The organism is Rhodanobacter soli (genome assembly GCF_040548735.1).
GTDB lineage: Bacteria > Pseudomonadota > Gammaproteobacteria > Xanthomonadales > Rhodanobacteraceae > Rhodanobacter > Rhodanobacter soli_A.
In genome coordinates this window covers 2016872-2042257 of record NZ_JBEPSD010000001.1, presented here as the reverse complement: position 1 = coordinate 2042257, position 25386 = coordinate 2016872, and the positions used below count along the sequence as shown (strand labels likewise).

Sequence of the window (25386 nt, the reverse complement as noted above, 5' to 3'; positions counted from 1 at the left end):
CCCTGTTACACGTGCCCCTGTCGTGCCGGATGTTTGCACAGCCACGGCGAAGCCAGGCGTCACGACGACGATTCCGTGGATGACTTGGCAGTTCCACTGTGAGCGCGGCCACGCTGCCCGGCTGGGCGCCTACGCAGCTGCTTCCGCCGCGACACGCGCGCGTTCGACGCCGCGGAAGTAGCGCCACAGGCAGGCGAACAGCAGCATCGACGGCAGCACCGCCAGTACCGTGATGACGAAGTAGCCGCCGTAGCCGGTCGTCGTGGCGATGCCGCCGGCGAAAAAGCCGAGCAGCTTGCCGGGCAGGTTGACCAGCGAGCTCAGCAGCGCGTACTGCGTCGCGGTGTGCTGGCGGTTGACCAGCGAGGACAGGAACGCCACGGTCGGCGGCCCCAGCATGCCCAGGGTCAGGTTCTCGCCGGAGATCACCAGGGTCAGCACCAGCAGGTTGCCCGGATGAGCGATCAGCAACAGATACAGCAGGTTGCTGCAGCCGCACAGCACGATGGTGACGCCAAGCGGACGCCACGCACCCCAGCGCGCCACCGCGGCGCCGCCGATGAACACGCCGACGATGCCGATCCAGATGCCGTAGATCTTGGTGATCGTGCCGATCTCGGTCTTGGAGAAACCCATGTCGCGGTAGAACGGGCTCATGATGCCGCCGATCGTGGCCTGCTCGGGCATCTTGAACAGCAGCAGGAACAGCAGCGTCACGCCGGCCAGCGCCCAGCCGTAGCGACGGAAGAAATCGGCGAACGGATCGATCACGCTTTCGCGCATCGCGTCGCGCCAGCGCGTGGCCCGTATCCGCAACACGTCCGGCTCGCGTGCCATCAGCGTGGTCGCCAGCGGCACCACCATCGCGATCGCCATCAGCGCGTAGACCAGCCGCCACGGCAGGTGGTCGGCCAGGATCAGCGCCACCGCACCGGCCAGCAGCAGCCCGATCCGGTAGCCCAGCGAGTAGGTGGCGACCAGCGCGCCCTGTGCCTCGATCGGCGCGATCTCGATGCGGTAGGCATCCACCGCGATGTCCTGGGTCGCGCCAAAGAACGCCACCACCAGCGTAGCCGCCACGAACGGGACCAGCTGCACCGGCGTCAGCAACGCCATCGCCAGCAACCCCACCGTCACGCCCAGCTGCGCGAACAGCAGCCAGCCGCGGCGCTGGCCGAGCCGCGCGAAGCCGGGGATTCGCCAATGGTCGAGCAGCGGCGCCCACACGAACTTGAACGCATAGGTCATGCCGGCGCTGGCGATCATCGTGATGTCTTTCAGCTCGATGCCGTTTTCCTTCAGCCAGTACGCCAGCGTGCCGGCCACCAGCAGGAACGGCAGGCCGGAGGAGAAGCCGAACAGGAACATCGTCCACGCCGCCGGCTGGGCGAACGCCCGCCACACCGACGGCTTCGCCGGCTTACGTGGCAGCGGCTCAGTCGGCATAATCGACGGTGTAGGGCGCGTGGTCGGAGAAACGTTCGTCGCGGTAGATCGAGCAGGACTTGAGACGCTGGCGCAAGGATGGCGTGACGACCTGGTAGTCGATCCGCCACCCCACGTTGTTCGCGCGCGCCTGGCCGCGATTCGACCACCAGGTGTATTCGACCGCCTCCGGCTTGATCGCACGGAAGCTGTCGATCCAGCCGCGCTGCTGGAACAGCAGGTCCAGCCACGCGCGCTCCTCCGGCAGGCAGCCGGAATTCTTTTGGTTGGACGACCAGTTCTTGATGTCGTTCTTCGTGTGCACGATGTTCCAGTCGCCGCAGATCACGTAGTCGCGGCCGCTCTTCAGCCACTGGTCGAAGATCGGCGTGATCCACTCCATCGCCTTGAACTTGAACTGCTGGCGCTCGTCGCCGGAGGAACCGGACGGGAAGTACAGCGAGACCACGCTCAGATTGCCGAAGCGCGCCTCGATGTAGCGGCCTTCGTTGTCGAACTCGTCCCAGCCCAGTTCGGTCAACACCTGATCGGGCTCGCGCCTGGCGTAGATCGCCACACCGCTGTAACCCTTCTTGCTGCTGGCGTCGCGGTAGAAGCAATGATGCCCGTCGGGACGGAACATCGCGTCGGTCAGCTGGCCTTCCTGCGCCTTGGTTTCCTGCAGGCAAACCACGTCGGAATCCTGCTTGCGCAGCCAGTCGAACACGCCCTTGGTCGCGGCCGAGCGGATGCCGTTGGCGTTGAGGCTGATGATGCGCATGGGCTCTCCCGATCTCGTGATGGGTGATCATAACAACCACGGCACCCCGCCAACGCCATGGAAGCGAACATGCCAGCCACTGCCGCCATCCGCGTCGTCCCGGTCGACGACGCACTGCGCCCGAAGCTGCTGGGCCTGCACGTACTGCCGGTCCAAGGCGGCTGGGTCGGCGCGATCGCCGACCTGCTGGCCGACGTGGCGCAGTGCCCCGGCAGCGAGGCGATGGCGATCCTGCACGCCGACCGGCCGATCGGCTACTACCGCATCGAAGCCACGGCGCGCAGTGTGGCCGGGCGCGATCTCGAGCTGCCGTCGCTGGGCCTGCGCGGGTTCTTCATCGATGCCGCCTGGCAAGGCCAGGGCCTGGGCCGGCGGGCGTTGCAGGCGATGTTCGCCGACCTCGCCCGGCGCCACCCGTGGGCGCGCCAACTGGCGCTGATGGTCGACCGCAACAACCACGCAGCCCTGCGGCTCTACCAGCGCGCCGGCTTCGACGACAGCGGCGAGCTGTACCATGGCGGGCGTTCCGGCCCGCAGCACCTGCTGCTGCGACCGCTGCCCTGACCCCACCGTTTGCGAGAGACCCGTGCACGACTATCAGCGCGACTTCATCGAACTCACCCTGCAGCGAGAGGTGCTGCGCTTCGGCGATTTCACCCTGAAATCCGGCCGCCACAGCCCGTACTTCTTCAACATGGGTCGGATCGACTCCGGCGCCGCGCTGGCCCAGCTCGGCCGCGCCTATGCCGCCTCGGTGGTGAACTCCGGCATAGAGGTGGACATGCTGTTCGGCCCCGCCTACAAGGGCATCGCGCTGGCCGCCGCCACCGCGATCGCGCTGGCCGATGGCCACGGCCGCGATCTGCCGTGGGCCTACAACCGCAAGGAGGCGAAGGACCACGGCGAGGGCGGGGTGCTGGTCGGCGCCCCGCTCGAGGGCCGCGTGCTGATCGTCGACGACGTGATGACCGCCGGCACCGCGGTGCGCGAATCGCTGGCGCTGATCCGCGCGCACGGTGCCGAGCCGGCCGGCGTGCTGATCGCGCTGGACCGGCAGGAGCGCGGCCAGGGTGAGCGCTCCGCCGCGCAGGAAGTGGCCGCCGACTACGGCATCCCGGTGATCGCGATCACCGGTCTCGACGACGTGCTGGCATATGCCGGCGAGCGACCGCAACTGGCCGCCGAGCATGCCCGCTTGCTGGCCTACCGCGAGCGCTACGGGGTTCAGCGTTGAGAACCTGTTCGGCCGATAGACTCAGGCGAACCCGGTCACACTGCCAGCCGCTGCCGTCGGCGCGGAGCTAGGCAGCGCGGCGGCGGTCGCTATACTGGGCAACGAGAGAGGAATCCATGCGCAAACCATTGCTCGTCATTGCTGCTGTCGTATTGGTCGCGAGCCTGTCGGCGCATGCCCAGAACACCGGCAACATCCGTTACAAGTGGTACGACGGGCAAGGCCTGATGCACTTCAGTGACAGCCTCACCGCCGAAGCGATGAAGTACGGCTACGACCTGGTCAACGACCGTGGCCTGGTGGTGCAACACGTGCCGCGCCAGCTGACCGCCGCGGAACGCGCCGCCGCCAACAAGCTGGCCGCCGAACAGGCGGCCAAGCAGCGCGCCGCGCAGGAGCGCGCGAACGCCGACACGCAGATGCTGGCAGCCTATCCGGACGAGGAGTCCTACCAGATCTCGCTGCAGCAGACGCTGGACACCATCGACCAGCAGATCCACACCACCCAGATCAACCTGCGCAGCCAGGAAAAGGCGCTGACCGACCTGCTCGGCCGCGCGGCCGATCTCGAAAACGCCAAGAGCCCGGTGCCGAAATTCCTGGTCGACAGCATCGCGCAACAGCGCAACGTGGTCGCCGCCCTGCGCAACACGCTGCGCCGCCAGCAGGCCTTGCATGCACAGACCGTGCAAGAGCAGGTCGGGCAGCTGGCGCACTATCGCGAACTCAAGGCGGCGCAGGAGCAGCCGGCGGAGTAGGGCGATTCTGCGGCGACGTGAGCCCCATCATCCGCAGGAATGAGCCTCGGACCTTGTCGGGGCCCGCGATTTTCAGAAGGGCAGCTTCAGCCCGGAATCCACCGCCAGCAGCTGCTGGCGGAAGACCTGCTGGATCCGCTTCAACGCGACCGGGTTGTCCGCCTCAAACCGCAGCACCAGCACCGGCGTGGTGTTCGACGCGCGCACCAGTCCCCAGCCGTCCGGCCAGTCCGCGCGCATGCCGTCGATGGTGACGAGGGTGGCGTCCTCGAAGTTGGCCTGCTGGCGCAGCTTGTCCATGAAGCGGTAGTGCTCGCCCTCGGCCAGTTCCACTTTCAGTTCCGGTGTGGAGACGCTCTTCGGCAACGTCGCGAAGATCTCCTCCGGGCGGCGCCCCTGCAGGTCGCCGGCGAGGATCTCCAGCAACCGCGCGGCGGCATAGACGCCGTCGTCGAAGCCGTACCAGCGTTCCTTGAAGAAGAAGTGTCCGCTCATCTCGCCGGCCAGCTCGGCGCCGGTTTCGCGCATCTTCGCCTTGATCAGCGAATGCCCGGTGCGCCACATCAGCGGACTGCCGCCGGCATCCAGGATCTGCGCCTTCAGGTGGCTGGTGCACTTCACGTCGTAGATGACCGTGGCGCCGGGCTGGCGCGACAGCACGTCGCGCGCGAACAGCATCAGCAGACGGTCCGGATAGATGATCTCGCCGCCACGGGCGACCACGCCGAGGCGGTCGCCATCGCCGTCGAACGCCATGCCCAGGTCGGCGCCGGTCTGCCTCACCGCGAGGATCAGGTCTTCCAGATTGGCTGGATCGGACGGGTCCGGATGATGGTTCGGGAACGTGCCGTCGACGTCGCAGTACAACGGGACCACCTCGCAACCGACGCCCTCCAGCACCTGCGGCGCGATCGCGCCGGGGATGCCGTTGCCGCAATCGACCACGACCTTCAGGCGGCGCTCGGCGAGCACGTCGCCGACGATTTTCTCGATGTAGTCCGGGGCCACGTCGACCTGACGCAGACCACCGCCGCCGCCGCTGGCCAGGGCGCCGCTGGCGATGCGTTGGTACAGGTCCTGGATCGCCCCTTCGGACAGGGTCTCGCCGCCGACCACGATCTTGAAGCCGTTGTAGTCCGGTGGATTGTGGCTGCCGGTGACCGCCACGCCGCAGCCGGTGTTGAAGCGATACGCGGCGTAGTACACCACCGGGGTCGGCACCGCACCGATGTCGATCACGTCCACGCCGGCCTCGCGCAGGCCCTCGGCCAGCGCACCGGCCAGCTCCGGCCCGGACAGGCGGCCGTCGCGGCCGACCACGATCTCGCGCAGGCCCTTCTCGCCCATCAGCGTGCCGATCGACTGGCCCAGCGCGCGCGCCACGTCCTTGTTCAGGGTCTTGCCGACCACGCCGCGCACGTCGTACGCACGGAAGATGCTCGGGTCCACGCTGGCCGCCGCGGCAACCGGCGGTGGCGCGACCTGCGCCGGCGGGCGGACGCGGACCGCGGCAGCCTTGGGAACTTCGATCGACGCTTCGGGCGGTTCCGCTTCGGACGGCGCCGGTGCCCGCAGATGGCGCAGGCGCAGCCACAGCAGGTAGCCGCCGCCACCGAGGCCGAACAAGGTCAGCAGCCCACTCAACAGCCACGAACGCGGCAACACGATGAAGGCGCCCGGCAAGCCGGCGCCGACACTGAACACGCTGCCCGCGATCGGCTTGCCGGCCGCTTCGGCTTCGGCCGAGGTGGTGCCGTGCGACAACAATTGCACATAGCCGCTATCGTCGCCCTGGCGCAGGTCGAGCCGGCCGCCGGCCGGCGAAATCGCATCGAAACGCTGCCGCAACGGGGCGAACGGCAACTCGACCCAGGCCCAGGCCTGGGCTTGCGGCGGCGGCCCCAGCGGAATCACCAGGCTCAGCCGGCGATCGCCGTTGCCGTAGGAGACGCTCTGCGCCAACGGCACGCCCTCGGCGCTCTGCGCGGCCATCAGCTGGGCCGCCTTGGCATAGCCGAATTCGCGGTAATTGGCCTTGAGCACCTCGCTGAGGTCGCCGCTGTACAGCTCCAGCTTCTTCGCTTGCGGCAGTTGCTGGCGCAGCGCCGCGGCGGACCGCGCCGGATCGCTCATCAGGGTTGCCGGGTCCACGCCTGCCAGCACCTTTTCCACCGCACCGCGCTGGCTGGCGATTTCCCGGGACAGCGTCTGGACGGCCTCGTCCTGGGCCATATGCACGCGCTGGACCGCATTGCCTTCATCGGCAATCAGCCAGGTCTGCCATGCACAGAACAGACCCAGCAGCAGCAGCACGGTGCCGCCGGCCAGCGGCAGCAGGGCCTGCCAGTCGACCCGCAGGCCCCGCAGCCGTTCGTTCGCGATGTTCAAAGCCATACCCCGCCCCCGCGGCTGTAGCCGTGGGCCGGCCCGATCCGTTCGGGCCGGCCCCGCTGATTATTGGATGCCGGTGGAACCGAACCCGCCGCCGCCGCGCTCGCTCGGCGCGAAATCGGTCACGATGTTCAACCGTGCCTGCGCCACAGGCACCAGCAGCAGCTGGGCGATGCGGTCGCCCACGGCGATGGTGTACGACTGGCTGCCGCGATTCCAGCACGAAATCATCAGCGGACCCTGGTAGTCGGCATCAATCACCCCGACCAGGTTGCCCATCACCAGCCCGCGCTTGTGGCCCAGCCCCGAGCGCGGCACGACCAGCGCGCACCAGCCCGGGTCGCCGATATGGATCGCGATGCCGCTGGGCACCAGTGCGCTTTCGCCCGGCGCCAGGGTCAGCGGCGCATCCAGTGCGGCGCGCAGGTCCATGCCGGCACTGCCGGGCGTGGCGGCCTGTGGCAGCGGGATGCTGTCGCCCAGGCGCGGGTCGAGGATCTTCAGCTCGACGTCGATCGTCATCCGCGCGTCGCCCGGTAGCGTTCGGCCACGTGGGCGATCAGCCGGCGCGCCAGCTCGGCTTTCGATGTCCGCGGCAACTCGACGGTGCCGTCGGCCCAGTACAACGTCAACGCATTGTCGGCGGCCTCGAAACCGAGGCCGCCACCCACCTGGTTTGCCGCAATCATGTCCAGACCCTTGTGGCGCAGCTTGCCCTGCGCGTAGCTCGCCACATCATGCGTCTCCGCGGCGAATCCGACCAGGAACGGGTGCGCGGTTTGCGCGGAAAGGCTGGCCAGGATGTCCGGATTCTCGCCGAGGCGCAGGGTGAGTTCGCCGCCGTCGTGCTTTTTCAGTTTCTGCGCGGACACCTCCAGCGGACGGTAATCACCCACCGCCGCCGCGCCGATATAGATGTCCGCCTGCGCGGCGGCCAGTACCGCCGCATGCATCTGCGCCGCGCTGCGCACATCGACGCGCTGCGCCACGCCGGCCGGCGTGGTCAGGCTCACCGGCCCGGCCACCAGGGTCACTTCGGCACCGGCCTGGGCGGCCGCTTCGGCGACCGCGAAACCCATCCGGCCGGAACTGCGGTTGCCGATGAAGCGCACCGGGTCGATGTCCTCGTAGGTCGGGCCGGCGCTGACCAGCACCTTCAGCCCCGCCAGCGAACGATCGCCGAACGAGGCCACCAGCGCATCGCGCAATTCGTGCGGCTCCAGCATGCGGCCGCTGCCCACGTCGCCGCAGGCCTGGTCGCCCACCGCCGGCCCCAGCAGCTGCGCGCCGTGCTGGCGCAAGGTGGCGATATTCGCCTGCACCGCCGGGTGCGCCCACATCTGCTGGTTCATCGCCGGCGCCAGGTACAGCGGCGCGGCGCTGGCCAGGCACAGCGTGGTCAGCAGGTCGTCGGCCATGCCGTGCGCCAGCCGCGCCAGCAGGTCGGCGCTGGCCGGCGCCACCAGAATGCGTTCCGCCCAGCGCGCCAGCTCGATGTGGCCCATCGCCGCCTCGGCCTGCGCGTCCCACAGGCTGACCCGCACGGCCTGGCCGGACAACGCCTGGAACGTGGTCGGGCTGACGAAGTGGGTGGCGCCCTCGGTCATCACCACGCGCACCTCGGCATCGAGATCGCGCAGGCGGCGGACCAGTTCGCAGGACTTGTAGGCGGCGATGCCGCCCGACACTCCGAGCAGGATGCGGCGTTGGGCAAGACTCATGTAAGGCGGGCCTGACAATCGGGCAGAAGCCTAGCTTACCGGATTCACTCGTCTTGCCCGCTGCCCGGCGGCGGCGCCAGCGGGCAAGGTGGGGGACATGAGCATCCGCGACTGGCCCGAAGGCGAACGTCCCCGCGAAAAACTGCTGGCGCGCGGCAGCAGCGCGCTGTCCGACGCCGAGCTGCTGGCGGTGCTGCTGGGCAGCGGCAGCCGCGGCAAGGATGCGCTGGCGCTGGGTCGCGAACTGCTGAATATCGCCGGCAGCCTGGGCTCCCTGCTCGGCCGCACCGAGCAGAGCATCCGCGTCGGCGGACTGGGCCCGGCCAAGCGCGCCCGCATCGCCGCCGCGCTGGAGCTGGCCCGGCGTAGCCTGGCCGAACAGTTGCTGGAGAGGCCCAGCCTGGGCAACCCACGCGACAGCGGCGATTACCTGCGCGCGCGTCTGCGCCACCTGCCGTACGAGGTATTCGGCTGCCTGTATCTGGACAACCGCCACCGCGTGCTGGCGTTCGAGGAGCTGTTCCGCGGCACCGTCGATGGCGCCAGCGTGCATCCGCGCGAGGTGGTGCGGGCGTGCCTGCAGCACAACGCCTGCGCGGTGATCTTCGCCCACAACCACCCCTCCGGCGTGGCCGAACCCAGCGCCGCCGACCGCGCGATCACCCACGAGTTGCGCGACGCGCTGCAACTGGTCGGTGTGCGTGTGCTCGACCACCTGGTGATCGGCAGCGGCGAGCCGGTATCGATGGCGGCACGCGGCCTGATCTGAGAACCGGCTCGCGGGCAAAAAAACGGCGTGGCACAAGCCACGCCGCTGGGCCGATTGGGGAGGTGGAGAGAGCGGCGTCTCCGTCGCCGCGCCATGGAGGGGAGTTCATGTCGCGACCCAGCCAGTGTCGCAGTGCCGCATGACAAACGGATGACGCTCGCGGGTCTCGAAAGTGTCGCCAAGGTGCCGGAACTTATGCACAAAGCGGTGATACCGGCACTTGCCGCGCCTATCGGTTCTCTCGCTCTAGGTTGTCGGCATAGTCAATTGATATACATAAACAATTTCTTTCGATAGCTGAATTTTCGGCACTCCCGGGCGAACCTGAAGCCGCCAGTTGTCGCTTTCCCCACAGACTTATCCACAAGATGGCTCACCGCGGCGCATCAAAATCCTGCCGCCATGACACCACCCCATCAGCCCACGCCATGACGCCCTCTCCTGGCGCGTTTCGCCGGCATGGCGGTCTGTTAGGATTGGCGGTTCCATCACGAAACCGACCCCACCCGTGAAAGAACAGCTGCGCGAACTGGTGCTGCAGGCGATCCAGGCCCTGCAAGACGACGCCACCTTGCCTACCGATCTCAGCCTGCCCGGCTTCGTGATCGAGCGCGCGCGCAGCCGCGAACACGGCGATTTCGCCAGCAACGTGGCGATGCTGCTGGCCAAGCCGGCGCGCGCCAAGCCGCGCGAGCTGGCGGAGAAACTGGTCGCCGCGTTGCCGGCGAACACCCTGGTGGAGAAGGTCGAGATCGCCGGCCCCGGCTTCATCAACTTCTTCCTCGCCGCCGGCGCCTATCACGCCGAAGTGCGCCGGATCATGGCCGAGGGCGACGCCTACGGGCGCAGCACCAGCGGCAACGGCAAGACCGTCGGCGTGGAATTCGTCTCGGCCAACCCGACCGGCCCGCTGCACGTGGGCCACGGTCGCGCCGCGGCGATCGGCGACTGCCTGAGCCGCCTGCTCGACGCCAGCGGCTGGAACGTGAGGCGTGAGTTCTACTACAACGACGCCGGCGTGCAGATCGCCAATCTGGCGATTTCGGTGCAGGCGCGTGCGCGTGGCATCACCCCGGACGACAGCAGCTGGCCGGAGAACGGCTACCGCGGCGACTACATCGCCGACGTGGCGCGCGCCTATCTCGATCGCGAGACGGTGGTCGCCGATGGCGAGACGGTGACCGCAGCCGGCGACGTCGACGACCTCGACGCGATCCGCCGCTTCGCCGTGGCCAGCCTGCGCCGCGAACAGGACCTGGACCTGCAGGCGTTCGGCGTGAGCTTCGACACTTACTTCCTGGAGTCCTCGCTGTACACCGACGGCAAGGTCGAGGAGACCGTGCGCGAGCTGGTCGCGCACGGCCACACCTACGAGGACGGCGGCGCGCTGTGGCTGCGCACCACCGATTTCGGTGACGACAAAGACCGCGTGATGCGCAAGTCCGACGGCACCTACACCTACTTCCTGCCCGACGTGGCCTACCACCTCAGCAAATGGCAGCGCGGCTACGAACGCGCGATCACCGAGCTGGGTTCGGACCACCACGGCTCGCTGGCCCGCGTGAAAGCCGGCCTGCAGGCGCTCGATTGCGGCATCCCCAAGGGCTGGCCGGAATACGTGCTGCACCAGATGGTGACGGTGATGAAGGGCGGCGAGGAGGTGAAGATCTCCAAGCGTGCCGGCAGCTACGTCACCCTGCGCGACCTGATCGACGAAGTGGGCAAGGACGCCACGCGTTATTTCCTGATCTCGCGCAAGAGCGATTCGCAGCTCGTGTTCGACATCGACCTGGCGCGCTCGCAGTCGAACGACAACCCGGTGTACTACATCCAGTATGCACATGCCCGCGTGTGCAGCGTGCTGCGCCAGGCGCCGGAGAAGGGCTTCACGGTCGACCTGGACGACGGTCTCGCCCACCTGGCGCAACTGGACACCGAACACGAGCAGATCCTGCTCACCGAGCTGTCGAAGTACCCTGAACTGGTCGAGGCCGCGGCGGCGAACCTGGAGCCGCACCTGGTCGCGGCGTGGCTGCGCGAGCTGGCCAACGCGTTCCACACCTACTACAACTCGCACCAGTTCCTGGTCGAGGACGCAAGCTTGCGCAACGCGCGCCTGGCGCTGGTGGTGGCGACCCGCCAGGTGTTGAAGAATGGTCTGGATTTGTTGGGCCTCGGCGCCCCGGAGAAGATGTAATGGCAGCACGCAAGGGCAGGGGCCGGCAGGCCGTGCGCAACGGCAGCAATGGTTTCCCGGGCTGGGGTTACGCGGTCATCGGCCTGGTGGCCGGCGCGATCCTGATGGCCGTGATGATGCGCGGCAGCCTGCTGACCAGCTTGCGCAAGGCCGACGGCCCGCAGGCGAATCCGCAGGCCACGGCCGAGCGCGGCAGCGCACCGGGCGTGCTCGAATCGACCGGCGACAACGCGCCGAAGAAGCCGCAGTTCGACTTCTACTCGGTGCTGTCGGAGAAGGAAGTGCGCATCCCCGACGCCGAGATCAGCGCGCAGGCGCGCGTCGAGCAGCAACAGAAACAGCTGCAGGCGGCACAGCTGCAGGCGCAGCGGACAGCCCAGGCGGCGCCGACGGCGGCACCGGCCAATGCGCCGGCCGCGGTCAGCCAGGACGTCACCGCCGCGCCGGCCAATGCCGTGCCGCAACCCGCTGCCGGCAGCGGCTACCTGCTGCAGGTCGGCGCCTTCCCGAACGCCGCCGACGCGGAAACGCTGAAGGCGAAACTCGCGCTACAGGGCTTCGTGGCGAACGTGCAGTCGGTCAACATCGGCGGCCAGACCTACAACCGCGTGCGCCTCGGTCCGTTCCGCTCGGCCACCGAACTGGAATCGACCAAGCAGCGCCTGGCCGGTGCCGGCATCAACGCGATTGCACTGAAGGAAGGCCGCTAAGCCGGCCGCAGCCATCTCCCGCTAGACTTCCCGCATGACCACCAAGACCGTCTGGATTACCGGCGCCACCTCCGGGTTCGGCGCCGCCACCGTGGAGCGCTTCGTGGCCGGCGGTTGGCGGGTGATCGCCAACGGTCGCCGTGCCGACCGGCTGCAGCAGCTGGTGGAGCGGCACGGCGCCGAGCGCGTGCATGCGGCGGCGTTCGACGTGCGTGACGAGGCGGCGATGCGTGCGGCGCACGCGAACCTGCCGCCCGCGTTCGCCGGCATCGACCTGCTGATCAACAACGCCGGCCTGGCGCTGGGCACCGCGCCGGCGCAGCAGTCGGACCTGGCGCAGTGGAAGCAGATGATCGACACCAACGTCACCGCCCTGGTGACGCTGACCCACCTGCTGCTGCCGCAACTGATCGAGCGCCGCGGCGCGATCGTCAACATCAGCTCGATCGCCGGCAGCTACGCCTACCGCGGCGGCAACGTATACGGCGGCACCAAGGCCTTCGTCACCCAGTTCTCGCAGAACCTGCGCAGCGACCTGCACGGCACCGGCGTGCGCGTGACCTCGGTGGAGCCGGGCATGGCCGAGACCGAGTTCACCCTAGTGCGCACCGGTGGCGACCAGGCCGCGTCGGAGAAGCTCTACGCCGGGGCCCAGCCGATCACCGCCGGCGACATCGCCGACACGATCTGGTGGATCGCCAACCTGCCGCCGCACCTCAACATCAACCGCCTCGAGGTGATGCCGGTCAGCCAGTCGGCGGCCGGGCTGCAGGTGGCGCGGGACAGCTGAACCCGCTCAGCCCGCCGCGCCGCGATGCACGTCGTGCGTCACGAAGGGATGTTCGGGATCGGGCGCAGCCAGCCACTGCGGCTGCGCCAGCGTGTGGCGCATGTCGTCCAGGCCGCTCTGCCAGTGGCTGCGCATGCTGGCGGCGCTGAACTCGTAGTCCTTGAAGTGGCCTTCGTGCGGCCGGTCCTGGTAGATCAGGTGGACCACGTTGGTCAACGCCTCCGCCGCGCGTGCCTCGGCATGGCGGTACGCCGGGTCGTTGCGCCGCTCGGCCGGCACCAGCGCCATCACGTCGTGCAGCAGCCGGCGCTGTTCCTGCGTGCGGCGCATGAACTCGGTGACCAGCCGGGTGCGGCTGGAGTACTGGATCTCCTTGCTGCGCTCGGCCACGTCGGCGAGATCGCGCGGCAGCGCACCGCGGGCGCTCCATAAGTCGACCTGGAACACCAGCGTGTCGCAGCCGGGGCGCTCGCTGAGCACCTCGTACAGCGGGGTGTTGGAAACCATGCCGCCGTCCCAGTAGAACTCGCCGTCGATCTCCACCGCGGGGAAGCCCGGCGGCAGCGCGCCGGAGGCCATGAAGTGCTCGGGGCGCAGGCGCTGCCTGCGGTTGTCGAAGTAGGCGAAGTTGCCGCTGCGCACGTTCACCGCACCGACCGCCACGCGCATCGCGCGCGGGTCGTTGAGGCGGTCGAAATCGACCAGCCGCTCCAGCGTGGCGCGCAGCGGCGCGGTGTCGTACCAGCTCACGCTGTCCGGCGTGGCATGCGCGCCCAGGAACGGCGGCGGCTGGCGCGGGCGGAAGAAGCCGGCCTGGCCTTCGGTCATCGCGCGCCAGGCGGCCAGGCCGCTCAACCCGTTGAGCCATGACGTGGGCCACGCCACCGCGTCGAACCAGGGCAGCGACGGCGTATCCGGCCACAGCGGCGGGCGGCAGATCGTCTCCCAGAACTCGCGCAGCCGTTCCACCTGTCGCTCGCGCGCATTGCCGGCGATGATCGCCGCGTTCAGCGCACCGATCGAGATGCCGGCCAGGCGGTTCGGTTGCAGGCCGGCCTCGTCCAGCGCCTCGAACACGCCGGCCTGGTAGGCGCCGAGCGCGCCGCCACCCTGCAGCACCAGGGCGACGGTGCGGTAATCGCGGGCCACCGCCGCGGCCAGCGAACCGGCCGGCTCGGGCTTGCTCACTGCATGAACCAACCGTGGCTGACCACGATGCTCTGGCCGGTCAGCGCGGCGGACGGGAAGGTGGCCAGGTACAGCGCGGTCTGCGCGATGTCGTCGACGGTGGTGAAGGTGGCATCGACGGTGTCCTTCAGCATCACGTTCCTGATCACCTCGTCTTCCGTGATGCCCAGCTCTTTCGCCTGCTCGGGGATCTGCCGCTCGACCAGCGGCGTGCGCACGAAGCCGGGACAGATCACGTGCGAGCGCACGTTGTGCGGCGCGCCTTCCTTCGCCAACGTGCGGGCCAGGCCGAGCAGGCCGTGCTTGGCGGTGACGTAGGCGGACTTCAGCTTCGACGCCTCGTGCGAGTGCACCGAACCCATGTAGATCACGATGCCGCCACGGCTCTTGCCGGTGCCGTCGTCCTGGTACATGTGCTTGAGGGCGGCCTTGGTGGTGAGGAAGCCGCCGTCGAGATGGATCGCCAGCATCTTTTTCCAGTCGGCGAAGGCGAACTGCTCGATCGGGTTGATGATCTGCACGCCGGCGTTGGAGATCAGGATGTCCAGACGGCCAAACGCGGCGACCACCTTGTCGGTGCCGGCGTTGACCGCGTCCTCGCTGGTGACGTCCATCGCCACGCCGAGCGCCTTGCCGCCGGCCGCCTTGATTTCGGCCGCCACCTTGTCCGCGGCGTCCTGGTTGATGTCGGCGATCGCCACGCTGGCGCCGTGCTGAGCGTACAGCTCCGCGATCGCCTTGCCGAGACCGCTGGCCGCGCCGGTGATCAGGGCGACCTTGCCGTTGAGACTGCTCATGCGTTGCTCCTTCACGAATTCAGAGGATCGGGTTTTTCTTCTCCCTGCGGGAGAAGGTGGCGCGAAGCGACGGATGAAGGTGCGGCCGGAGCGGGATATCGCGCTCCGCACCGAACCCTCACCCCCACCCCTCTCCCGAGGGGAGAGGGGCTTTCCATCAATGCGACTCTTCGGCGAGATAGGTGTACGCGGTGAGCCCGCCGTTGAGCGTGTCGTACAACTGCCCGGCTTCCGCACCGGTCACGCCCGCGCCGGCGATGCGCTCGCGATAACTCTGCCGCAGCGCTTCCAGGTCGTAGCCGACGTAGTCGAGCATCAGGTCGGTGGTGTCGCCGCGGCGTACATGGGCGAAGGTGTAGCCGTCGCCGTCCACGCGCACGTTGACCGCGTCGGTGTCGCCGAACAGGTTGTGGATGTCGCCCAGCGTTTCCTGGTAAGCGCCGACCATGAAGATGCCGAGCCGGTAGCTTTCGCCGTTCCGCAGCGCGTGCAGGGGCAGGCTCACGTCGACGCCCTCGGCATCGACGTAGTGGTCGATGCGGCCGTCCGAATCGCAGGTGAGGTCGACGATCACGCCGCGCCGGGTCGGCTGCTCGTCGAGCCGGGCGATCGGCGCGATCGGGAAGATCTGCCCGATCGCCCACACGTCCGGGATCGACTCGAACACCGAGAAGTTGACGAAGTACTTGTCGACCAGCTTCTCGTCCAGCTCGTCCAGCGCCTGCCGGTGCGAGCGCTCGGCCGGCAGCAGGCGCAGCCGCACCGCGCCGGCGATCGCGTAGTACATCTCGTCCAGCCGCGCGCGGTCGGCCAGCGCGAGCTGGCCCAGCGCGTACAGCGTCTGGCCTTCGCTGAGGTGATGCTGGGCCTCGTGGAACAGTTCCAGCGCGGGACGCCGATCCAGTTCCTCCCAGGTCTCGCGCAGGCGGCGCAGCACCGCCGGTTCGTCCGCGCACGGCGGCGGGATCGCACCGGCGGGCACTTCCTCGACCTCGGTCACGTTGACCACCATCACCGCGTGATGCGCGGTCATCGCGCGGCCGGCCTCGGTGAGGATGTGCGGCGCATCCAGGCCTTCGGCGGCCACCGCCTCGGCCAGCGACTGCACGATGGTCGAGGCGTACTGCTCGATCGAGTAGTTGATCGAGTTGTGGCTGCGCGAGCGCGAACCCTCGTAGTCCACGCCAAGGCCGCCGCCGACATCGACGATCTCCAGCGGCACGCCCATCCGCTTCAGCTCGACGAAGTAACGCGTGGCCTCGCGCATGCCGTTGGCGATGTCGCGCACGTTGGAGATCTGCGAGCCCATGTGGAAGTGCTGCAGCTTCAGCGTGTGCTTGAGCCCCGCCACGTCCAGCCGTTCGATCAGGGTCAGCACCTGCTGCGGCGACAGGCCGAACTTGCCCTTGTCGCCGCCGGTGTTCTGCCACTTGCCGGCGCCGATCGAGGCGAGCCGCACGCGCACGCCGAGCAGCGGTTCCACGCCCAGCGCCTGCGCCTCGCTGAACACGTGGTCCAGTTCGGACAGCTTCTCGATCACGATGTGCACGCGCAGGCCGAGCTTGCGCCCGATCAGCGCGAGGCGGATGTATTCGCGGTCCTTGTAGCCGTTGCAGATCACGATGGAGCCGGGCCGCGCCATGGCCAACACCGCCATCAGCTCCGGCTTGGAGCCGGCCTCGAGGCCGAAGCCGTGCGTACCGGCGGCGACCAGCTCGCCGGCCACGCCGCGCTGCTGGTTCACCTTGATCGGATAGATCGCGGTATAACCGCCGGCGTAGCCGTGCTCGGCGATCGCCTGGGCGAACGCGCCCTGCAATCGCGCCAGGCGGTCGGCCAGGATGTCGGGGAAGCGCACCAGCAGCGGCAGCCGCAGGCCTTCGGCGCGGGCGCGTTCGACAATTTTCGGCAGCGACAGCGCCGGGCCGTACGCGCCGCGCGGACGCATCACGATCTCGCCGGCCGCGCTCACGTCGACATAGCCGTCGCCCCAGTGCGGCACCGCGTAGGTGTGACGCGCGGTGTCGGTATTCCAATGGTTCGCCATCAGCGTTGCTCCTCGTGCAAACGAATGATGTCGTCGCAGCGGCGAGCCTTGACGCTTTGCTCCACAAGAGCACGAGCCCGAGCGACCGGAAGCCTCGCACGCCGCGGGGCCGATCGGACTGGTCGGCCGCCGGCGCGCTGCGCCGGCCTGGCCAGCCGCCATTGTAATGGGCACCTGTGACGATATGCGCATGGGCCGCCGACCCGCTCTCGGGACGTTCACCCCGGTTATCGCTACAATTGGCAGTCTTTGTCCTTCCACCCGGTTCGTCAGGAACACCCGCCATGTCGCAGCAGTCCACTCCGAATGAAGCCAGCTGGTTCACCGAGGCCCACCAGGCCTCCGGCTCCTCCATCGGTTTCCGTACCGAGCAACTGCTGCACGCGGAGAAGACCCCGTTCCAGACCATCGAGATCCACAAGACCACCGACTGGGGCAACCTGATGGTGATCGACGGCTGCGTGATGCTGACCACGCGCGACAACTTCTTCTACCACGAGATGATGACCCACCCGGCACTGTTCACCCATGCGCGCGCCAAGCGCGTGGTGATCATCGGCGGCGGCGATTGCGGCACGCTGCGTGAGGTGCTCAAGCACGAGGAAGTCGAGCACGCGGTGCAGGTGGAGATCGACGAGCGCGTGACCCGGCTGGCCGAGGAGTATTTCCCCGAACTGTGCGAGTCCAACGGCGACCCGCGCGCCGAACTGCTGTTCATCGACGGCATCAAGTACATGGCCGAGGCCGAGCCCGACTCGCTGGACCTGATCATCGTCGACTCGACCGACCCGGTCGGCCCGGCCGAAGGCCTGTTCAACGCCGCGTTCTACGCCAGCTGCTACAAGGCGCTGCGTCACGGCGGCCTGCTGGTGCAGCAGAGCGAATCGCCGCTGGCGCATATCGAACTGATCAAGTCGATGCGCTCGGCCATGCGCACCACCGGTTTCAGCGCGGTGAAGACGCTGCCGTTCCCGCAGCCGTGCTACCCGACCGGCTGGTGGAGCTGCACGATGGCGCGCAAGGGCGGCGACCTGTCCGGCTTCCGCGAGCGCGGCGCGCTGAGCAAGAACTTCCCGACCCGCTACTACAACGCCGACATCCACAAGGGCGCGCTGGCGCAGCCGGAATTCATGCGCGAGGCGCTGGGCGAGTAACCATCCTCAGAACAGCGTGTTGCGCACCTTCGGCAACAGCACCAGCAACAGCGTGGCGAGCGGGCCGAACAGCAGCGACAGCAGGAACCACAGCAGGCCGCTGCGGTTCTTGCCCTGCGCCAGGGCGGCATTGATCAAGGCCAGCGTGCCCCAGCCGACAAACCAGGGTGCGCCATCGGCGAATGTCGACAGATGATCCACTACGCGTCTCCCGAACGATGACATGGGGGCGCGGCCCTGCGCCGGGGAACACCCATCCTAGCAAGCCTTGCCGCCCCGATCCGTCTTCGCCGGCCGATGGATCAGCCGCGCTTAATCCGCGGGAGGTATGCTGCGCGCTTTGACTGCGGACCCGAGCCCATGATGCGTGGATTGCGTTGCCTCGTCCTGACGTGCACCTTGTCGCTGGCCGTCGCGCCGGCATTTGCCAAGACCGCCACCGGCAAGAGCCAAGGCACGCCGGACAAGGCAGCCCAGGCCCGCGACAAGGCCCAGCTCGCGTTCCAGCGGGATCTGGTCAGCGTGCTGGCGCCGGGCGGCGATCCGTTGCGATTGCTCGGCGCGGCCCTGCTGGCGCGGCCACTGTTCAACCAGACCCCGAGCAACAGTTTCCATCGCCTGATCGAACGCGCCACCCAGGCCGAAGGCGCCGGTGCGGCGGTGTACTGGGTGCAACTGGCCGATTGCGACAGCAACGCCGACGCCTGTCCGAATGCCGTGGCGCTGGAACATCTGCTCGGCCAGGCGCCGGACAACGCCGCAGTATGGCTGCTCAAGCTCGGCGCCGATGCCCGCGGCATGAAACAGGACGCCGCCCGCGACGACCTGGCCAAGGCTGCCGCGGCGAAACTCTACGACGACTACACCGGCACCAGCCTGCAGGCGCTGGCCAACTCGGTCGGCGTGCTGCCGCCGCCGCCCGACACGCTGGACCCGGCCCACCCGGGTGGCGCGGTGGGCATGCAGACCGTGCTGGTCTTCGGCCTGGCCACCACCCAACCGCAGCCAAGCCTGCAACTGGTCGCCAAGCTGTGCGAGAACGCCGGCGAGGATGCCTCGATCAAGGCCGATTGCCTGGCCCTGGGCAAGACTCTCGAGTGGGGTTCCAGCCCGCTGGCGCGTTCGCTCGGCCTGCACCTGCGCGAAGTGCTGGCCGATGATCCGGCGCAACAGCAGGAAGCCAAGGACGCCCGCCGCAACCTGGTCTGGCAGGTACAGAGCTTCGCCCAACTGCTGGCCCGGGCGCAGGACGACGCAGCGCTGGCCCAGCGCCTGCTGGCGCTGGCCCGCAACGGCGGCACCGAGATGAGCCTGCAACTGGCCGCCCTGCGCGACAACAGCATTCCGGCCGAAGCCCCCGCCGACTGGCAGCCGCGCAAGGCGCAGTGAATCAAGCAGGGCAACGAGGGAACAAGCGTTCGCGCACTGCGCGTTTCCCGCTCCCTGTTTCCCTTTCCCGCTCCCCCCGGTAGGCTTGGTCCACCTTCCGTGGCAGGGGTGATCCGATGCTTACGACGCTGGTGGCAAGCAGCAAGGGTGGTTGCGGCAAGAGCACGCTGGTGACGCAACTGGCGTCGCACTGGGCACAGGCGGGGCAGCACACCGCGATCATCGACGCCGACCGGCAACACTCCAGCTTCCGCTGGGCCGAGCTCAGACCGGACAATGTCCCCGGCGTGCTGGCGCTCGACAGCGGCCGCCGCAGCCTGCAGCGCGTGCCGCCGGACACCCAGCAACTGCTGATCGACACCCCTGCCGGTTCCGGCGAGCGCGAGCTGGAGCCCTTCATCGACGTGGCCGACGTGCTGCTGGTGCCGGTGCTGCCGTCCTCATTCGATCTCGACGCCACGCTGCGCTTCCTCGGCGAACTGCAATCGATCAACCGCATCCGCCGCGGCAAGCTGCCGGTGGCGCTGGTCGCCAACCGGCTCAAGCCGTGGACCCACGCCAGCCAGGACGCGGTCACCCAGCTCGCCGAGCAATCGCCGTTCCCGATCGCCGCGCAGTTGCGCGACAGCCAGGCCTACGTGCTGCTGAGCGGCCTCGGCAAGGGCATCTTCGACTATCAATCCGAACAGGTCCGCAGCCACCAGCAGGACTGGAAGGCCCTGTTGCGCTGGATCAAACGCCAGCACTGAAGCGCGCCCCTCCCGATGTTCATCGCGCGCCTCGCGCAACCACACCCCCGGAGTCCTCCATGCACGAACTGATCCTGTTGCGACACGCCGAAGCCGTGCCGATAGAAACCTCCGGCGACGACCTGCAGCGCCCGCTCAGTGCGCGCGGCGAGCAGGAAGCCCAGGCCGCCGGGCTGTGGCTGGCCGCACACGGCCTGCGCCCCGACCGGGTGCTGTGCTCGCCGACCCGGCGCACCGACGAGACCACCCGGCTGGCGCTGGCCGCGATCGACAACGCACCGGTACCGCAGCAAGCCAACGAGATCTACGACGCCTCGCCCGGCGAGCTGCTGGCCCTGCTCGACCAGCATGCCGACGCCGACACGGTCATGCTGGTCGGCCACAATCCCGGCATGGAGCGGCTGGTCGCCCTGCTGGTCGAAGGCCGTTCCGACGAATTCCGCGGCATGCCGCCCGGCGCGCTGGCGGTGTTGCACCTGGACGGCGCACTGGAGCCGGGCAACGCCCGCCTGGACGCGTTCTGGTCGCCCTGACGCACGCGCCGGCCTGAGCTGCGCAAGTCGCGCCGGCCATCCGGTGCGGCGATGCGATGCCCGCCGCCGGTACCTCACGGCTACAGCACGCGCAGACCGTATCATTCGCCCATGCCTGTCCTGCGTCGATTCCTGCTCCCGCTCCTGCTCGCGCTCCTGTTGCTGCAAGGCTGCACGGTGTCGCGTGCGCAGATCCGCCGCGCCGATGCGGTGGTCGCCGCCACCACCGATCGCAGTGTCAGCTGCGCGCAAGCCGACCACTGCGCACTGCCGTCGCCGCTGCTGGCCGCAGCCACGGCGGCACTGGCCGCCTCCACGCCGGAGCGGCCGGTGCACGTGGTCACCCTGCTCGACGACTCCGAGCCGGCCATGGCCGCGCGGATCAACCTGGTGCGCGCGGCGCGACAGTCGATCGACGTGCAGACCTTCATCTGGGACCAGGACGACGCCGGCCAGCTGATGCTGGACGAACTGGTGCAGGCGGCGCGGCGCGGCGTGCACGTACGCATCCTGGCCGACCAGCTGTTTTCCTTCGACGACCTGGACCTGCTCGACCGGCTGGCGCGGGTCAGCCCGAACCTGCAGGTGCGGCTGTACAACCCGACCTTCCAGAAGGCCCACACGCAACCGCTGGAATTCGCCGCCGGCGTGCTGTGCTGCTTCATGCAGTTCAACCAGCGCATGCACAACAAGCTGCTGCTGGTGGACGACCGCATCGGCATCACCGGCGGGCGCAATTACCAGGACCGCTACTACAACTGGGACGACACGTTCGACTACGTCGACCGCGACGTGATGGTCGGCGGCCCCGCCGGGCGGCAGATGGCGGCCAGCTTCGAGCTGTTCTGGAACCACAAGCGCTCGGTGCCGCTGACCCACCTGCGCGACGTCAACCGACGCATCCTGTCCGACCGCGCGCCGCCGGTCTGGCCGGCCCCGCACTACCTGCGGCCGTCGCGGGTGGCCCGCGTGCAGCAGGCCGCCGAGGATCCGGCCTGGCTGCAGGCCTGGCTGGTCGACGCTTCGCTGCGGGTAGGCAAGGTCGACTATTTCAGCGACCTGCCGGCCAAGACCGATGCGACGCACAAGCGCAGCGCGATGGATTTCACCCGCCACATCATGCGCATGATCAGCGCGACGAAACGCGAGGTGCTGCTGCAGACGCCGTACCTGGTGATGAGCAAACACGCCCAGCACATCTTCCGCGTGCTGCACCGGCGCACCGATCCGCCACGGGTGATCGTCTCCACCAACTCGCTGGCCTCGACCGATGCGTTTGCCGTGTACGCGATGTCGTACAAGCACCGCAAGCGCTACCTGAAGAAATTCGGCTTCGAGATCCACGAGATGAAGCCGCATGCACCAAGCGCGGCGGTGGACAACGAACTGGCCAACCTGGGCATGGATGCGCCAGGCCTGCCGCGGGAAACCGCCAGCCCGGCCCGCGCCGCCGAGGCGCGCTTCCACCTGCTCGGCAGCCGCGGCAGCAACAACCGGCCGGTGCCGCTGCACAGCGAAGGGCGCCGCTTCGGCCTGCACTCGAAGTCGATCGTGGTCGACGACGCCTTCGCGATGGTCGGCTCGCACAACTTCGACCCGCGCTCGGACCGCTACAACACCGAAGCCGGCGTGATCGTCTACGACCACGCCTTCGCCGACCAGCTGCGCCAGAGCATCCTGCGCAGCACCCAGCCGGAGAACGCATGGGTGATCGCGCCACGGCAATCGAAGGTGCCGGTGCTGACCGACATCAACCAGGCGATCGGCACGGTCTCCGAGCAACTGCCGCTGTTCGACCTGTGGCCGTTCCGCTACGCCACCAGCTTCGACCTCAAGCCCGGCTGCCAGCCACTGCGCGCCACCGACCCGAACTTCTACGCCTGCTACCAGCCGGTCGGCGATTTCCCGGACGTGGCGCTGTCGCCGAAGCTGATCATCACGCGACTGGTCACCGCGTTCGGGGTGGGCGCCAAGGGCGTGCTGTGAGCGTCGCTGGCCGCCGCGCGTTCTGTTCTGCGGAAACCACTTTCGTCACCTGCCGCCTTGTTTGAAGCAAGGGCGAAGAGCTTTCGTCCCTCTTCGAAGACCGAGTCACTTTCTCTCGTTTGCCCCAGTGTGTCTCGAAGCAAAAGCTCAAGTGCAAAGCGGTCGATCGCCTTCGGCGACCGAGTCACTTTTCTCTTGCGTGGCCAAGAGAAAAGTAACCAAAAGAGAAGGCCACCCCGCTTGCGCGCCTTGCGGGCATCCCTGCCCGCAAGGTCCGCGGTCGGGTTACGGGGTTTGTCGACAGGGCATCCTGCCCTGACGCCAAACTGGTTCGCATCCATGCGAACCACCCTTCGGGCTTTTCCTCCACCCGTCCGCCGCTTCAGAGGGGCCCCGGGTAGAGCAGCAGGCCATCGTGGCCCGCACTGTTCAGAAGAGCCAGATCAAAAGCAGAACAACAGCAGAGCGGCGCCTTGCTCCGACTGCTGCTCTGCTTCGCTTCTACGCATCATCACCGAGTGCGGGCCACGATGGCCCGCTGCTCTACCCAGGGTCCCTTGCGCGGCGGTGAGTCGGGGCCGACAGGCCGCGCAGCGGGCATCGACAGGGATGTCGATGCCTTTTCGCCAGGGCAGGATGCCCTGTCGAAAAGCCCGGCCCCGGCTCACGGACTTGCCGGGCAGGAGCCCGGCAAGCGTCAAGCGGGGTGCCCCTCTCTTTGGTTACTTTCTCTCGGGCAAGCGAGAGAAAGTAACTCGCCCTCCCCAAGGAGGACGAAAGCTCTTGCTCTCGAACCACCAGCGTCAACGCGGCCGGACAAAGGCCCTACGGCAACTGCGCGATGCGGTCGCCCTGCGAGGAGAAGCGCATCGGCAGTTCGCCGCTGAGGCCGTCGGAGTGATCCGGCGGTACCGCGAAGCGCCAGCCGCGCACGCTGCGCAGGGCATGCTCGTCGAGCACCGGGTCGCCGCTGGACTGACTGACGCTGGCGCTGCGCACTTGGCCGGCGCCATCGATGTCGACGCGCAGCAGCACGCGGCCGTCCAGATGGCCGCGCAGCTTGTACCACGGTTGCGAGGTATCGCTGGGCATCGCCAGCGGCACCAGTTCCGGCGGTGGCGGCATGCTGGCCTGCGCATCGCCAGCGTCGATGGCGGAGAGATCCGCCGGGACGCGCGCCGTCCGCACCACGCGGGCAGGAGCATGCGAGCGCCGCGGCGAGGGCAGGGCATGCGGCGCGGATGCCGTCCGCGCGGCGGCATAGCGCGGCGGCGGGCCGGGCCAGTCGGTGGTCAGCGTGCTGAGCCAGCCGGTGCCGGCAATGCCGACGGCCAGTGCGAGCAAGCTGAGGGTGCTGGTGGTGCGCAGGCGAAACATGGCGGCCTTTATGCACCCTCCAGGGCGAATCGCGGCTGAAGCCGCCGACCCGTCACCGTTCGAGGATCGCGGTGACGCCCATCCCGCCGGCGGTGCAGATCGAGATCAGGCCGCGGCCGGAACCCTTCTGCTCCAGCATCTTCGCCAGCGTGGCGATGATGCGCGCGCCGGTGGCGGCAAACGGATGGCCGACGGCAAGGCTGGAGCCATGCACGTTGAGCCTGGCCGGGTCGATCGAGCCGAACGGCGCGTCCAGGCCGAGCCGGTTCTTGCAGTAGTCGGCCGACTCCCACGCGCGCAGCGTGCACAGCACCTGCGCCGCGAACGCCTCGTGGATCTCGTAGTAGTCGAAGTCCTGCAGGGTCAGTCCGTTGCGCGCCAGCATGCGCGGCACCGCGATGGTCGGCGCCATCAGCAGGCCCTCGCCGTGCACGAAATCCACCGCGGCGACTTCGGCATCACGCAGGTACGCCTGCACTTTCAGGCCGCGCTGCGCGGCCCACGCGTCGCTGCCCAGCAGCACCGCGGCGGCGCCGTCGGACAGGCCGGTGGAGTTGCCGGCGGTAAGCGTGCCGTGGCCGGACGTCTTGTCGAACGCCGGCTTCAGCGAAGCCAGCTTGTCCATGGTCGAGTCCGGGCGCAGGAAACCGTCACGCTTCAGGCCGCGGAACGGGACCAGCAGGCCCTCGAAGAAACCGGCGTCGTAGGCGGCGGCCAGCTTGTGATGACTGTCCAGCGCCAGCTGGTCCTGCGCCTCGCGGGTGACATGCCACTCCTTCGCCATCTGCTCGCAGTGGTCGCCCATCGACTTGCCGGTGCGCGGCTCCGCTACGCCGGGAAACGACGGCTTCAGCTCGCTGAGCGAGAATCCGCGCAACGCCGTGCGCAGCTTGTCCAGCGGCGTCTTGGCGCGGTTCATCGCCAGCAGGCGTTTGCGCAGGCGGGTGCCGTAGACGATCGGCACGTCGGACGTGGTGTCCGAACCGCCGGCGATGCCGGCTTCGATCTGTCCGGCGGCGATCTTGTTGGCGATGATGATCGCGTTGTCCAGCGACGTGCCGCAGGCGCGCGCGGTGGTGATGCCCGGCGTGGTCGGCGCCAGTCCGGAACTGAGCAGAGCCTCGCGCGCCAGGTTCCAGTCGGACGAATGCTTGATCACCGCACCCATCGCCACTTCACCCAGTTCCACCCCGTGCAACCCGAAGCGCTCGACCAGCGCGCCGAGCACTTTCACCGACATGCCGAAGTTGCCGACGTCGGCATACGCCGTGTTGTTGCGGCAGAACGGAATGCGTACGCCGCCGATGATGCCGACGCGCCTTTGCGTGTTTTCCATGCTCAGAACAGTCCACCACTCAAGTTTGTCAAGGCTAACCCGCCATGCCGCGCG

General features: G+C 68.4%; 23 protein-coding genes. 12 read left to right on the top strand and 11 right to left on the bottom strand.

Annotated features, from left to right (window positions below; translation table 11 throughout):
• Positions 1 to 129 precede the first annotated feature (129 nt).
• Positions 130 to 1404: an AmpG family muropeptide MFS transporter gene (locus ABIE04_RS09215; RefSeq protein ID WP_436410363.1), complete on the bottom strand. Its 1275-nt coding sequence runs from the start codon at positions 1402 to 1404 to the stop codon at positions 130 to 132.
• Between the two features lie 31 nt (positions 1405 to 1435).
• On the bottom strand, positions 1436 to 2206 hold the full coding sequence (locus ABIE04_RS09210; RefSeq protein WP_354548997.1) for an exodeoxyribonuclease III: 771 nt from the start codon (positions 2204 to 2206) through the stop codon (positions 1436 to 1438).
• Between the two features lie 69 nt (positions 2207 to 2275).
• Here ABIE04_RS09210 and ABIE04_RS09205 point away from each other — a divergent pair, with 69 nt between their 5' ends.
• The 3 genes from ABIE04_RS09205 to ABIE04_RS09195 all read left to right on the top strand — a co-directional run bounded on the left by ABIE04_RS09205 (position 2276) and on the right by ABIE04_RS09195 (position 4198).
• Positions 2276 to 2770 carry a GNAT family N-acetyltransferase gene (locus ABIE04_RS09205; protein ID WP_354548992.1) on the top strand — a complete coding sequence of 165 codons (495 nt, stop codon included), beginning with the start codon at positions 2276 to 2278 and terminating at the stop codon, positions 2768 to 2770.
• Between the two features lie 22 nt (positions 2771 to 2792).
• Positions 2793 to 3440 carry an orotate phosphoribosyltransferase gene (gene pyrE, locus ABIE04_RS09200; protein WP_354548987.1) on the top strand — a complete coding sequence of 216 codons (648 nt, stop codon included), beginning with the start codon at positions 2793 to 2795 and terminating at the stop codon, positions 3438 to 3440.
• Between the two features lie 116 nt (positions 3441 to 3556).
• Positions 3557 to 4198, top strand: coding sequence for a DUF4124 domain-containing protein (locus tag ABIE04_RS09195; RefSeq protein ID WP_354548982.1), 642 nt, complete (start codon positions 3557 to 3559; stop codon positions 4196 to 4198).
• 72 nt (positions 4199 to 4270) lie between these two features.
• On the opposite strand, the gene ABIE04_RS09190 is transcribed toward ABIE04_RS09195, so the two are convergent.
• The 3 genes from ABIE04_RS09190 to coaBC are packed head-to-tail and all read right to left on the bottom strand — an operon-like array spanning position 4271 to position 8310.
• Positions 4271 to 6592 (bottom strand): phosphomannomutase/phosphoglucomutase, encoded by a 2322-nt coding sequence (locus ABIE04_RS09190; RefSeq protein ID WP_354548979.1) that lies wholly within the window; start codon positions 6590 to 6592, stop codon positions 4271 to 4273.
• 60 nt (positions 6593 to 6652) lie between these two features.
• On the bottom strand, positions 6653 to 7111 hold the full coding sequence (gene dut, locus ABIE04_RS09185) for a dUTP diphosphatase (protein ID WP_354548974.1): 459 nt from the start codon (positions 7109 to 7111) through the stop codon (positions 6653 to 6655).
• The gene (coaBC, locus tag ABIE04_RS09180) at positions 7108 to 8310 is read right to left on the bottom strand and encodes a bifunctional phosphopantothenoylcysteine decarboxylase/phosphopantothenate--cysteine ligase CoaBC (protein WP_354548969.1); all 1203 of its coding nucleotides are present in this window, start codon (positions 8308 to 8310) and stop codon (positions 7108 to 7110) included. Before coaBC ends, dut begins: the two co-directional genes overlap by 4 nt.
• Positions 8311 to 8407: 97 nt before the next feature.
• Here coaBC and radC point away from each other — a divergent pair, with 97 nt between their 5' ends.
• From radC to ABIE04_RS09160, 4 genes are all read left to right on the top strand, one after another.
• On the top strand, positions 8408 to 9079 hold the full coding sequence (gene radC, locus ABIE04_RS09175; RefSeq protein WP_354548965.1) for a RadC family protein: 672 nt from the start codon (positions 8408 to 8410) through the stop codon (positions 9077 to 9079).
• Positions 9080 to 9587: 508 nt separating this feature from the next.
• A complete protein-coding gene (gene argS / locus ABIE04_RS09170; RefSeq protein ID WP_354548961.1) occupies positions 9588 to 11276 on the top strand; it encodes an arginine--tRNA ligase in 1689 nt (562 codons plus the stop codon).
• Positions 11276 to 11986 (top strand): SPOR domain-containing protein, encoded by a 711-nt coding sequence (locus tag ABIE04_RS09165; RefSeq protein WP_354548956.1) that lies wholly within the window; start codon positions 11276 to 11278, stop codon positions 11984 to 11986. The genes argS and ABIE04_RS09165 overlap by 1 nt, the downstream gene beginning before the upstream one ends.
• 34 nt (positions 11987 to 12020) lie before the next feature.
• The gene (locus tag ABIE04_RS09160) at positions 12021 to 12776 is read left to right on the top strand and encodes an SDR family NAD(P)-dependent oxidoreductase (RefSeq protein ID WP_354548952.1); all 756 of its coding nucleotides are present in this window, start codon (positions 12021 to 12023) and stop codon (positions 12774 to 12776) included.
• 6 nt (positions 12777 to 12782) lie between these two features.
• Here ABIE04_RS09160 and ABIE04_RS09155 read toward each other — a convergent pair whose 3' ends face one another.
• From ABIE04_RS09155 to speA, 3 genes are all read right to left on the bottom strand, one after another.
• Positions 12783 to 13964 (bottom strand): patatin-like phospholipase family protein, encoded by a 1182-nt coding sequence (locus ABIE04_RS09155; RefSeq protein WP_354548948.1) that lies wholly within the window; start codon positions 13962 to 13964, stop codon positions 12783 to 12785.
• Entirely contained in the window at positions 13961 to 14761 is an 801-nt protein-coding gene (locus tag ABIE04_RS09150; RefSeq protein ID WP_354548943.1) for a 3-hydroxybutyrate dehydrogenase, read from the bottom strand. The genes ABIE04_RS09155 and ABIE04_RS09150 overlap by 4 nt, the downstream gene beginning before the upstream one ends.
• A 157-nt stretch (positions 14762 to 14918) precedes the next feature.
• Positions 14919 to 16808 (bottom strand): biosynthetic arginine decarboxylase, encoded by a 1890-nt coding sequence (gene speA / locus ABIE04_RS09145; RefSeq protein ID WP_354548939.1) that lies wholly within the window; start codon positions 16806 to 16808, stop codon positions 14919 to 14921.
• Between the two features lie 284 nt (positions 16809 to 17092).
• On the opposite strand from speA, the gene speE reads away from it, so the two are divergent.
• Positions 17093 to 17962, top strand: coding sequence for a polyamine aminopropyltransferase (gene speE, locus ABIE04_RS09140; protein ID WP_354548934.1), 870 nt, complete (start codon positions 17093 to 17095; stop codon positions 17960 to 17962).
• A 6-nt stretch (positions 17963 to 17968) separates the two neighbouring features.
• On the opposite strand, the gene ABIE04_RS09135 is transcribed toward speE, so the two are convergent.
• On the bottom strand, positions 17969 to 18163 hold the full coding sequence (locus tag ABIE04_RS09135; RefSeq protein WP_354548929.1) for an antitermination protein NusB: 195 nt from the start codon (positions 18161 to 18163) through the stop codon (positions 17969 to 17971).
• 159 nt (positions 18164 to 18322) lie between these two features.
• Here ABIE04_RS09135 and ABIE04_RS09130 point away from each other — a divergent pair, with 159 nt between their 5' ends.
• From ABIE04_RS09130 to ABIE04_RS09115, 4 genes are all read left to right on the top strand, one after another.
• Complete coding sequence (locus ABIE04_RS09130) at positions 18323 to 19351, top strand: hypothetical protein (RefSeq protein ID WP_354548925.1); 1029 nt, start codon at positions 18323 to 18325, stop codon at positions 19349 to 19351.
• Between the two features lie 116 nt (positions 19352 to 19467).
• Positions 19468 to 20100: a ParA family protein gene (locus ABIE04_RS09125; protein ID WP_354548921.1), complete on the top strand. Its 633-nt coding sequence runs from the start codon at positions 19468 to 19470 to the stop codon at positions 20098 to 20100.
• 59 nt (positions 20101 to 20159) lie between these two features.
• On the top strand, positions 20160 to 20633 hold the full coding sequence (locus ABIE04_RS09120; protein WP_354548918.1) for a SixA phosphatase family protein: 474 nt from the start codon (positions 20160 to 20162) through the stop codon (positions 20631 to 20633).
• Positions 20634 to 20744: 111 nt separating this feature from the next.
• Positions 20745 to 22619 carry a phospholipase D-like domain-containing protein gene (locus tag ABIE04_RS09115; protein ID WP_354548916.1) on the top strand — a complete coding sequence of 625 codons (1875 nt, stop codon included), beginning with the start codon at positions 20745 to 20747 and terminating at the stop codon, positions 22617 to 22619.
• Positions 22620 to 23444: 825 nt separating this feature from the next.
• Here the strand turns inward: ABIE04_RS09115 and ABIE04_RS09110 are convergent.
• Both ABIE04_RS09110 and ABIE04_RS09105 read right to left on the bottom strand, forming a co-directional pair.
• Positions 23445 to 23996, bottom strand: coding sequence for an energy transducer TonB family protein (locus ABIE04_RS09110; protein ID WP_354548914.1), 552 nt, complete (start codon positions 23994 to 23996; stop codon positions 23445 to 23447).
• Positions 23997 to 24048: 52 nt separating this feature from the next.
• A complete protein-coding gene (locus tag ABIE04_RS09105; RefSeq protein ID WP_354548912.1) occupies positions 24049 to 25332 on the bottom strand; it encodes an acetyl-CoA C-acetyltransferase in 1284 nt (427 codons plus the stop codon).
• Between the last annotated feature and the right edge of the window lie 54 nt (positions 25333 to 25386).